The organism is Arthrobacter ruber (assembly GCF_002954225.1).
GTDB classification, from domain to species: domain Bacteria; phylum Actinomycetota; class Actinomycetes; order Actinomycetales; family Micrococcaceae; genus Arthrobacter_D; species Arthrobacter_D ruber.
The window spans coordinates 621893-633115 of the sequence record NZ_PPTH01000018.1; the positions used below are offsets into that span (position 1 = coordinate 621893).

General features: G+C 71.5%; 6 protein-coding genes. 5 read left to right on the forward strand and 1 reads right to left on the reverse strand.

The features are described from left to right. Positions 1–12: 12 nt before the first annotated feature. A complete protein-coding gene (gene clpB / locus CI785_RS16795) occupies positions 13–2628 on the reverse strand; it encodes an ATP-dependent chaperone ClpB (RefSeq protein WP_105033196.1) in 2616 nt (871 codons plus the stop codon). A gap of 161 nt (positions 2629–2789) precedes the next feature. Between clpB and CI785_RS16800 the strand changes: the two genes are divergently transcribed. The 5 genes from CI785_RS16800 (at position 2790) to CI785_RS16820 (ending at position 11176) form a co-directional block, all read left to right on the forward strand. Continuing rightward, the gene (locus CI785_RS16800) at positions 2790–4760 is read left to right on the forward strand and encodes a penicillin-binding transpeptidase domain-containing protein (RefSeq protein WP_240615264.1); all 1971 of its coding nucleotides are present in this window, start codon (positions 2790–2792) and stop codon (positions 4758–4760) included. Positions 4761–4895: 135 nt separating this feature from the next. Then, complete coding sequence (locus tag CI785_RS16805) at positions 4896–6383, forward strand: flotillin family protein (RefSeq protein WP_105033198.1); 1488 nt, start codon at positions 4896–4898, stop codon at positions 6381–6383. 323 nt (positions 6384–6706) lie between these two features. Further along, positions 6707–8254: an APC family permease gene (locus tag CI785_RS16810; protein WP_420808261.1), complete on the forward strand. Its 1548-nt coding sequence runs from the start codon at positions 6707–6709 to the stop codon at positions 8252–8254. Between the two features lie 139 nt (positions 8255–8393). Continuing rightward, the gene (locus CI785_RS16815) at positions 8394–9446 is read left to right on the forward strand and encodes an agmatine deiminase family protein (RefSeq protein WP_420808267.1); all 1053 of its coding nucleotides are present in this window, start codon (positions 8394–8396) and stop codon (positions 9444–9446) included. Beyond that, on the forward strand, positions 9446–11176 hold the full coding sequence (locus CI785_RS16820; RefSeq protein WP_105033200.1) for an amidase: 1731 nt from the start codon (positions 9446–9448) through the stop codon (positions 11174–11176). Before CI785_RS16815 ends, CI785_RS16820 begins: the two co-directional genes overlap by 1 nt. The last annotated feature ends 47 nt before the right edge of the window (positions 11177–11223 follow it).

The window sequence follows — 11223 nt, forward strand, 5'->3', positions numbered from 1 at the left end:
AGCACGCCGGGGCTACCTCGCCGCGTGCACCAGCAGGCCCTCCGTGTCCGCGCCGCTCCCGAGAGCGTCCGGCTCCGGGCGGTCGACGAGGACGGTGTCGCCGTCCACGATCTCGCCGGCGAGGATGCCCCGGGCCAGCCGGTCGCCGATCTCGCGCTGCACGAGCCGCCGGAGGGGGCGCGCGCCGTACGCCGGGTCGAACCCGGTGAGGGCCAGCCACTCCTTGGCGGCCTCGCTGACCTCGAGCTCGAGCCGCCGGTCGTGCAGCCGGTCCCCGAGCGCCCGGACCTGCAGGTCCACGATCCGCGAGAGCTCGTCCAGGCTCAGCGGATCGAACACCACGACGTCGTCGAGCCGGTTCAGGAACTCCGGCCGGAAGTTCGCGTTGACGGCGGCCATCACGGCCGCGCGCTTGGCGGCGTCGTCGAGGGACGGGTCCACGAGGAACTGCGAGCCGAGGTTCGAGGTCATCACGAGGATCACGTTGCGGAAGTCCACCGTGCGGCCCTGGCCGTCGGTGAGGCGCCCGTCGTCGAGCACCTGCAGCAGCAGGTCGAAGACCTCGGGGTGCGCCTTCTCCACCTCGTCGAACAGCACCACGCTGTAGGGGCGGCGCCGCACCGCCTCGGTGAGCTGCCCGCCCTCCTCGTAGCCCACGTATCCCGGAGGAGCGCCGACGAGGCGCGCCACCGCGTGCTTCTCCGAGTACTCGGACATGTCGATCCGCACCATGGCGCGCTCGTCGTCGAACAGGAAGTCCGCGAGCGCCTTGGCGAGCTCCGTCTTGCCCACGCCCGTGGGGCCGAGGAACAGGAAGGAGCCCGTGGGCCGGTTGGGATCCGAGACACCGGCGCGGGCGCGGCGCACGGCGTCCGACACCGCGGACACCGCGTCCTGCTGGCCGATCAGGCGCGCGCCGATGACGGACTCCATGGAGAGCAGCTTCTCGCTCTCGCCCTGGAGCATGCGCCCGGCGGGGATGCCTGTCCAGGCCGAGATGACCTCGGCGATGTCGTTCGCGCTGACCTCCTCCGCCACCATCAGCTCGGGCCCGCTGGCGGTCTGCTCCTCGGCGGCCTGGGCCTCCCGCAGCTCCCGCTCCACCTGGGGGATCTCTCCGTAGAGGATGCGGGACGCGGTCTCGAGGTCGCCCTCGCGCTGGGCGCGGTCGGCATGGGAGCGCAGGTCGTCCAGGGAGGCCTTCAGGTCACCCACGCGGTTCAGGCCCGCCTTCTCAGCCTCCCAGCGGGCGTTGAGCCCGTCGAGCTCCTCCTGCCGGTCGGCCATCTCCGCGCGCAGGGCCTGCAGCCGTTCCAGGGACGCCTCGTCCTTCTCGCGGGAGAGCGCCATCTCCTCCATGTTCATCCGTTCGAGGGACCGGCGCAGCTCGTCGATCTCCACCGGGGCGGAGTCGATCTCCATGCGCAGGCGCGAGGCGGCCTCGTCGACGAGGTCGATCGCCTTGTCCGGGAGCTGCCGGCCCGGGATGTACCGGTGGGACAGCGTGGCGGCGGCGACGAGCGCGGAGTCGGCGATGGACACCTTGTGGTGCGCCTCGTACCGCTGCTTGAGGCCGCGCAGGATGCCGATCGTGTCCGTCACGGACGGCTCCCCCACGTACACCTGCTGGAACCGGCGCTCCAGCGCAGGGTCCTTCTCGACGTTCTCGCGGTACTCGTCCAGCGTCGTCGCGCCGATGAGCCGCAGCTCACCACGTGCCAGCATGGGCTTGAGCATGTTGCCGGCGTCCATCGACCCCTCCGACGCGCCCGCTCCCACCACGGTGTGGAGCTCGTCGATGAAGGTGACCACCTGGCCGTTGGAGGAGCGGATCTCCTCGAGCACGGCCTTCAGCCGCTCCTCGAACTCGCCGCGGTACTTGGCGCCCGCGATCATGGAGCCGAGATCGAGGCTGATGAGGGACTTCCCCCGGAGCGACTCCGGGACGTCCCCGGCCACCATGCGCTGGGCCAGGCCCTCGACCACGGCGGTCTTGCCCACACCGGGTTCGCCGATCAGCACGGGGTTGTTCTTCGTGCGGCGGCTGAGCACCTGCACCACGCGGCGGATCTCGGCGTCGCGTCCGATCACGGGATCGAGCTTGCCGCTGCGCGCCACCTCGGTGAGGTCCACGCCGAACTTCTCCAGGGCCTGGAAGGTGTTCTCCGGGTCGGGCGTGGTCACGCGCCGGTCCCCACGCACGCCGGGCAGCGCTGCGGCGAGCGCCTCACGGGTGAGCCCGGCGGACCGCAGGATGCCGCCGGCCGTCCCGCCGTCGGCCGCGAGTGCCAGCAGGAGGTGCTCGGTGGAGACGAACTGGTCGCCCAGGGTCTCGGCCTCCTCCTTCGCGGCGTTGACCGCCTGCAGGGCGCCGCGGGAGAACTGCGGCTGCGCCACCGAGGAGCCCGACGACGACGGCAGCGCCTTGATCGCAGCGCTCGCCTGCACGCTCACGGAATCGGGGTCCGCACCCGCGGCCCGGAGGAGCGCGACGGCGATGCCCTCGCGCTGGTCGAGGAGGGCCTTGAGGAAGTGCGGGGTCTCGATCTGGGCATTGCCCGCCGTGGAGGCGTTCATGGAGGCGGCCGAGAGCACCTCACGGCTCTTGGTGGTGAAGTTGGTGTCCACGCGCGGTTCCTTTCCGTTCTGGCACGGGTGGTGCGGTCACATTGAGTGTACTCGACTCAACTTTGGCAGGAGTCCGCCTATTCCCGTGGCTGCCACCAGCGCGACGCCCCGACGGGGGTGATACACCGGCGGCGGCAGCCGCCTCGGACATAATGAGCCGTATGGGGAAACTTCACCGCGCCACGGCCGTCCTGACCACCGCCGCCCTCGCCCTCGGCCTCGCGGCCTGCACGGACAACCGGCCGACCGCCGAGGACGCGGCCCGCACTCTCGCCGAGGGCCTGGCGCAGCTCGACGTCGGCCGGTCCTCCTTCACCACCGGCGAACCCGCCGCGGTCACCGCGGAGCTCGCCGCGATCACCGAGGGCTTCGCGCCCGGGGCGCCGAAGGTCTCGGTGGCCGGTGTGGAGGAGACGGGAGAGGACACCGCGAGGGCGACCCTGGACTACGTGTGGGACCTCGACGCCACGGACTCCGACTGGACCTACAGCACGACGGCGGACCTCACGCGCGTCGAGGACGTCTGGCAGGCCGCCTGGGACCCGGCGGTGTTCGTCCCGAACCTGCTGCCGCAGGAGAAGCTGACGCTCACCAGCCTGCCCGGCGACCGCGGGGACATCACCGGCGCGGACGGCGAGGTGATCGTCACCCAGCGGCCCGTCCTCCGCGTCGGCATCGACAGGACGCGCGTGCCCGAGGACCAGCAGGCCGCCTCCGCGCGGGCCCTCGCAGCGTTGCTCGAGCTGGACCCCGCCGACTACGAGCAGCAGGTCACGAGTGCGGGCGCGGAGGCCTTCGTCGTCGCCCTCGTCCTGCGCGACGACGCCACCCGCACCGTGACCGACACCCAGATCGACGCCGTCCCGGGCGCCCTCCGCCAGGCCGACACCCTCGAACTGGCCCCGACCCGCACCTTCGCCCGGGAGCTGCTCGGCGGTGTGGGCGAAGCGACCGAGGAACTGGTGGAGCAGTCCGACGGCGCCGTCCGGGCCGGGGACGTCACCGGCCTCGGAGGCCTGCAACTGCAGCACAACGCCAAGCTCGCCGGGACGCCCGGCCTCGAGGTCAACGCGGCGTCGGTAGAGGACCCGGCGACACCCACGCAGCGCCTGTTCACCAGGCCCGCCGTGGACGGCACCGATCTCGCGACCACGCTCGATCCCCGCCTCCAGAGCCTCGGCGAGCAGGTGCTGGCGGACGAACCCTCGGCGTCGTCCATCGTGGCCCTCCGCCCCAGCACGGGCGAGATCCTCGCGGCGGCCAACGGTCCGGGCAGCGAGGGGCTACAGACGGCGCTGCTCGGCCAGTACCCGCCCGGGTCCACCTTCAAGGTGGCCACGAGCCTCGCACTCCTGCGGAAGGGCTTCACCCCCGACTCGCCGACCGAGTGCACGGAGGAGGTGACGGTGGACGGCCGGAGGTTCAACAACGCCGGCACGTATCCCGCCCAGTTCCTCGGCACCATCCCGCTCCTCGAGACCTTCGCCCAGTCCTGCAACACGGGGTTCATCGCGGCGCGGGACCGCATCACGCAGGCCGACCTCGCAGCCGCCGCGGCCGACCTCGGGATCAGCGTCGGAGCGCGCATCGGCACGCCGGCGTTCTTCGGGTCCGTGCCTCCGGAGGCCGAGGGCACGGCGCACGCCGCGTCCATGATCGGCCAGGGGGAGGTCCTCGTCTCGCCCCTCGCGCTCGCCACCATGGCCGCGTCCGTCGGCGCGGGCGAACGCGTCACGCCGACGCTGCTCGCGCCCGGCGAGTCCACCGACCTGGATCCCGGATCGGAGAGCGCAGCGGCGACCGCGGCACCCACCGGTGCGACGTCGACCGCCGAACCGACCGAGGAGTCCGCTCCCAGCGCCTTCACCGCCGGCGAATCCGCCACGCTCAAGACGCTCATGGCCGCCGTCGTCGCACAGGGCGGCGCGCAGCTGCTCGGGGACGTCCCCGGCGCACCCGTCCTGGCCAAGACGGGCACGGCGGAGTTCGGCAGCGAGACGCCCCCGCGCACCCACGCCTGGGTGGTCGCCCTGCAGGGAGATCTCGCCGTCGCCGTCTTCGTCGAGGAGGGCGAACTCGGGTCCACCTCCGGCGGCCCCCTCATGCGGGCGTTCCTCGCCGGCGCCGCCTGACAGCCAGCGCCCGCCGGACAGGCGGGCCGTCCACTTCGACGACATGGGGGTCGGATCAGCACAGGGCAGTAGCTTGATCATCCCCGGCGCCCAGGGTGCGCCGGGGGCAATTCGAAGACCGTTGAAAGGGTCGCAGTGGATCTCACGTTCATCCCGCTCATCATCGGCGCGGTGGTTCTCCTCGTTCTCATCGTCGCCGCCATCGTGCTCGCCCGCATGGCGCTGCACATCGCCAGCCCCGACCAGGCGCTCATCATCTCGTCCAAGGACAGCAAGGGCCAGCCGGATCCGGACAGCCAGCGCGTCGTGTTCGGGCGGATCTTCATCAACCCGTTCTCGCAGCGGGCGTACCCGCTGTCGCTGGCGTCACGCCAGGTCTCCCTGCGCATCGAGGGCATCTCCAAGAACGGCATCAAGCTCCACCTGACGGGCGTGGCCCAGGTGAAGGTGGGCGGCGACGCCGACGCCGTCCGCAAGGCGGCCCAGCGCTTCCTCAACCAGCAGGACGCCATCGACCACTACACGCAGGAGACCCTCTCGGGGTCGCTGCGCTCCATCGTGGGCACCCTGACCGTCGAGTCGATCATCCGGGACCGTGCCACCTTCGCCAAGAGCGTGAAGGAGGAGGCGGAGCATTCCATGCACAACCAGGGCCTGGAGATCGACACCTTCCAGATCCAGTCCGTGGACGACGACTCCGGCTACCTGAAGAACCTCGGCCGGCCCGAGGCCGCCCTCGCCGAACGCAACGCCAAGATCGCCGAGGCCCGCTCCATGCAGGAGTCCGAGCAGGCCCGTGCCCTGTCCGACGAGCAGGTGGCCCTCGCGCAGCAGCAGCTGATCATCCGGCGCGCTGAGCTGAAGGAGGAGGCCGATGCCCGCCAGGCACGCGCCGACGCCTCCGGCCCGCTGGCCCAGGCCGAGCAGCAGGAGCAGGTCATCATGCGCGAGCAGCAGGTGGCCCAGCGCCGTGCCGAGCTCCGCGAACGCGAGCTCGACACCGAGGTGCGCAAGCCTGCCGACGCCGAGAAGTACCGCCTCATCCAGCAGGCCGACGCGAAGCTCGAGGAGCGCCGTCGCGCCTCGGAGGCCAGCGAGATCGAGGCGCGCGTCGACCTCGCGCGCCGCAAGCTCGTCGCCGAGGGCGACCGCGTGGCGGCCGAGGCGGACGCTGCGGCGAACACCGCACGCGGCACCGCGGAGGCATCCATCAACGAGGCCCGGGGCCGCGCCGACGCCGCCGTCATCGCCTCACGCGGCGAGGCCGAGGCCGGATCCGCCGAGGCCCGCGGCAAGGCCGAGGCAGCAGGCATCGCAGCCCAGGCGGAGGCCTACGAGAAGTTCAACCAGGCCGCCATCCTGTCCAAGGTCCTCGAGGTCCTCCCCGCGATGGCGCGCGAGATCGCCGCGCCCATGGCGGCCATCGACACGATGACCGTGGTCTCCAACGACGGCGCGAGCCAGCTCAGCAAGAACGTCTCGAGCGGCGTGCACCAGACCACGCAGATGGTGAAGGACACCACGGGACTGGACATCATCGCGCTGCTCGGCGACCTGCTGAAGAACGCTGACAAGGCCGGATCGAACGGCTCCGGCGGGTCCTCCGCCGTCGGCAAGTCCTAGATCCACGCATCGGGAAGGGCCGTCACCGCTCCGCGGTGGCGGCCCTTCCCGTGCATCGGGGCCGATCCCGCGATCCCGCCCCCTTCCCAAAGCCGATGGCGCCCCCTACAGTGGTCCGAGTAAATGAATGCCATTCATTTTGAGGTGTGGGTCACGCCCCGCCTGCGGCCGGACCCCGTTCCGGCCCTCCCCGTCCGGTGGACGACCTCGACGACGAGGCGCNTCACGCCCCGCCTGCGGCCGGACCCCGTTCCGGCCCTCCCCGTCCGGTGGACGACCTCGACGACGAGGCGCGTCCACCCTGCTGAAGAAGGCCTGCCATCGTGTCCGACACCGCGCCCAGCCAGACCACGACCCCCGGTGCCCACCCCCTGGGGACGGGGACATCGCCGAAGGGCCTCGCCCGCGGCCAGCTCGGGCTGCTCGCCATCGTCGTCATCGGCATCTCGACGATCGCGCCCGCCTACGTCCTGACCAGCACCCTGGGACTCACGGTCGCCGAGGTCGGCGTCCATCTCCCCGCCATCTTCCTCGTCGGGTTCATCCCCATGTTCCTCGTCGCCCTCGCCTACAAGGAGCTCAACGCCGACTCCCCCGACAGCGGGACCACCTTCACGTGGGTCACCAAGGCCTTCGGCCCCTTCATCGGATGGATGGGCGGCTGGGGCCTGCTCGCGGCGAACATCATCGTGCTGTCCAACCTGGCCGGCGTGGCCGTGGACTTCTTCTACCTGTTCCTCGGACAACTCGGCGGGGACGCCTCGATCGCGGACCTGACCTCGAACAAGGCCGTCAACATCATCACGTGCCTGGTCTTCATGGCCGCGGCGGTATGGGTGTCCTGCCGGGGCATCCGCACCACGCGCACGGTGCAGTACGTCCTCGTCGGCTTCCAGCTGCTCGTCCTCACCTGGTACACCGTCCAGGCGTTCGCGCGGATCGCCGCCGGGAACGCCTCCGGCCTCGCCTTCAGCTGGGAGTGGTTCAACCCCTTCGGGATCGAGAGCTTCTCCGCCTTCGCCGCCGGCCTGTCGCTCTCCATCTTCGCGTTCTGGGGCTGGGACGTCTGCCTCACCGTGAGCGAGGAGGCCACCAACGGCCGCCGGACCTCGGGCCTGGCCGCGACCGTCGCGGCGGTCGCCATCCTGGTGATCTACCTCCTCGGGTCGATCGCGACCGTTCTGTTCGCCGGCACAGCAGACACCGGGATCGGGCTGAACAACCCGGAGAACTCCGAGAACGTGTTCACCTCCCTCGCGGCGCCCGTGATGGGCCCGTTCGCGATCCTCCTGTCACTGGCCGTCCTCTCCAGCTGCGGGGCATCGCTGCAGTCCACGTTCGTGTCACCCGCCCGCACGCTTCTCGCCATGGGTTACTACCGGGCGCTGCCGTCCCGCTTCGCCAGGGTCAGCACGCGCTTCAACTCGCCGGTCTATGCGACGGTCTTCGCCGGCGTCGTCTCGGCCGCCTTCTACGTCCTGATGCGCATCATCAGCGAGAACGTCCTCAACGACACCATCCAGGCGCTCGGCCTCATGATCTGCTTCTACTACGGGCTGACGGCACTGGCCTGCGTCTGGTACTTCAGGGCCTCGCTGTTCAGCAGCGTCCGGAACGTCGTGTACCGGCTGTGCGCGCCCCTCCTCGGTGGGATCGGGCTGATCGTCGTCTTCCTCCAGACCGCCGTGGACAGCTGGGACCCGGCCTTCGGCAGCGGCTCGGAACTCTTCGGCGTGGGACTCGTCTTCGTCATCGGCATCGGCATCCTCGTGGCCGGTGCCCTCGTGATGCTCGTGGTCCAGCGGAGGGACCCCGATTTCTTCCGCGGCCGGACCCTCACCCGCGACTCGTCGCTCGTCCTCCCCGACTGACGCCGCCGGCAGTCCGCCGGCTCCGTCCCGAGATCCCCTTCATCCCCTTCATCCCCTTCATCCCGGAAAGATCCCAGTGAACCACCGACACCGCGACAGCACGTCCACCCTTCCGGCCGAGGCGGGCCGCGATCGCGCGATGGCCGCGGGGGGCCGGCGGATGCCCGCGGAGTGGGAGGCCCACGACCGCACGTGGATGGCCTTCCCGCCGGCCAATGACACCTTCGGTCCCGCCGGCAGCGACACGCTCGCCCGGGCGCGGCGGGCCTGGGTGCAGGTCGCGCGGACGATCCGACGGTACGAACCGGTGACCGTCCTGGCCGATCCCGCCGATTCCGCGATGGCGCACGGCATGCTGGGCTCCGGGATCACGGTCTCCGAGGTGCTCCTCGACGACGCGTGGCTCCGCGACTCCGGACCCACGTTCGTCCACGGTCCCGACGGCGCGATCGCCGCCGTCGACTGGGTGTTCAACGGGTGGGGTGCCCAGCACTGGGCGGACTGGTCCAGGGACCGGCACGTGGGACGTGCGGTGGCGGGCCTGGCAGGAACGCCGATCCTCCGCAGCGGACTGGTCAACGAGGGCGGCGGCTTCCACGTCGACGGGCGCGGCACCGTCCTGCTGACGGAGACGGTCCAGCTCGACCCGGGCCGGAACCCCGGGGCGACGAAGGAATCCGTCGAGGCCGAGATCCACGCCCGGCTCGGCACCCGCCACGCCGTCTGGCTCCCCCGCGGCCTGACGCGGGACTACGGGGAGTTCGGCACGAGGGGCCACGTGGACATCGTCGCCGCCTTCACACCCTCGGGATCCGTCCTCCTGCACCGGCAGGACGATCCCGGCCACCCGGACCATGAGGTCACCCGCGAGATCAGGGCCGTACTCGGGTCCGCCACCGACGCCGACTGCCGCCCGCTGCCCATCATCGAGGTGCCCGCCCCGACCGTCACCCACGACGACGACGGCATCGTCGACTGGTCCTACATCAACCACTACGTCGCCGACGACGTCGTGGTGCTGTGCGCCTTCGACGACCCCAACGACGCCGTGGCGGCGGAGATCCTGCAGGAGGCGTACCCGGACCGGACCGTCGAACTCGTCGACGCCCGGGACATCTTCGCCTTCGGCGGCGGCATCCACTGCATCACGCAGCAGCAGCCGGCCCCGCGCCGCACGGGCGGTGCTGTCTGATGGGCTTCGACGTCGTGGAGACGACCATCGCGGAGCTGAGGGAGGCGCTGCGGACGGGCGCGGCGACCAGCGAGGAACTGGTCACCGGCTACCTCCGCCGCATCGAGGCGTTCGACCGGGGCGGCCCCCGGCTGAACTCCGTCGTCGTGATGAACCCCGACGCACTGGACGAGGCTCGTGCTTCGGACCGCCGTCGCGCCGAGGGGAGGGCGCTGGGCCCGCTCGACGGCATCCCCTACACCGCCAAGGACAGCTACAAGGTGAGGGGCCTCACCGTCGCGGCCGGGTCGCCCGCCTTCAAGGAGCTGGTCGCCCGGCAGGACGCCTTCACCATCGAGCGCCTGCGCGCCGCCGGGGCGGTTTTGATCGGCCTGACCAACATGCCGCCCATGGCCAACGGGGGCATGCAGCGCGGACTGTACGGCAGGGCCGAGAGCCCCTACAACGCCGACTACCTGACCGCCGCCTTCGCCTCCGGGTCCTCGAACGGGTCGGGGACCGCGACGGCCGCGAGTTTCGCCGCCTTCGGCCTCGCCGAGGAGACCTGGTCCTCGGGCCGGGCGCCTGCCTCCAACAACGGACTGTGCGCGTACACGCCGTCCCGCGGGGTCATCTCCGTGCGCGGCAACTGGCCCCTCGTCCCCACCATGGACGTCGTCGTCCCGCACGCCCGGACCATGGCGGACCTCCTCGAGGTCCTCGACGTCATCGTCGCGGACGACCCCGTGACGCGCGGGGACTTCTGGAGGGTGCAGCCCTGGCTCCCCATCCCGCCGGCGTCGGCGCTCCGGCCCGCCTCCTACACCGCCCTCCACCCGGACACCGCGGCCGCGGCGGGCGGGGTGCTGGCCGGCAGACGCTTCGGTGTCCCCCGCATGTACATCAACGCCGATCCCGACGCCGGGACGGCCGAGGCGCCCGGCGTCGGCGGACCGACCGGTCAGCGCATCATCACCCGACCGTCGGTCATCGCACTCTGGGAGGCGGCCCGCCGCGACCTCGAGGACGCGGGCGCGGAGGTGGTGGACGTCGACTTCCCCGTGGTCTCCCACTACGAGGGCGACCGCCCGGGAGCACCGACCGTCTCCACTCGCGGTCTCGTGAGCCGGGACTTCCTGCACCGGGAGATCACGGACCTCTCCTCCTGGGCATGGCACGACTTCCTGCAGGCCAACGGCGATCCGACGCTCTCCAGCCTCGCCGACGTCGACGGCTCGACGATCTTCCCCAGCCCGGACGGTGCCCTCCCGGACCGCTATTCCGGCTTCGACGACGACATCACCGGATACCCGGCGCACATCCGCGAGCACGGCATCAGCGGGCTGGCGGACATCCCGCACCTGGCGGAGGGACTCCGGGGACTCGAGGAGACACGGCGGGTGGACCTCGACGAGTGGATGGAGCGGCACGGCCTCGATGCGGTGGTCTTCCCGGCGGCCGCCGACATCGGACCAGCGGACAGCGACCGCGACCCGGCGTCGGCCGATGCCGCCTGGCGCAACGGCGTCTGGGTCTCCAACGGGAACCTCGTCCCACGGCACCTGGGGATCCCGACGGTCACCGTCCCGATGGGACTGCTGGAGGACCTGCGGATGCCGGTCGGCCTGACCTTCGCGGGGCCCGCGTACTCCGATACGAGGCTGCTTCGACTCGCGGCGGCCTTCGAGCGCACCGGCGCCCCCCGGCGCGTCGCGCCACCCCGGGCGCCCCGGCTCGACGCGGGCGGCTGACCGGCAGCGCGACCGCCGGGCCGGGCACTCCGGCTGGAGGCGGGCGG

What these genes read in the sequence shown, in the direction of transcription:
- CI785_RS16800 (WP_240615264.1), top strand. Translation starts at nt 2,790, where the DNA reads ATGGGGAAACTTCACCGCGCCACGGCCGTCCTGACCACCGCCGCCCTC.
- CI785_RS16815 (WP_420808267.1), top strand. Translation starts at nt 8,394, where the DNA reads ATGGCCGCGGGGGGCCGGCGGATGCCCGCGGAGTGGGAGGCCCACGAC.
- CI785_RS16820 (WP_105033200.1), top strand. Translation starts at nt 9,446, where the DNA reads ATGGGCTTCGACGTCGTGGAGACGACCATCGCGGAGCTGAGGGAGGCG.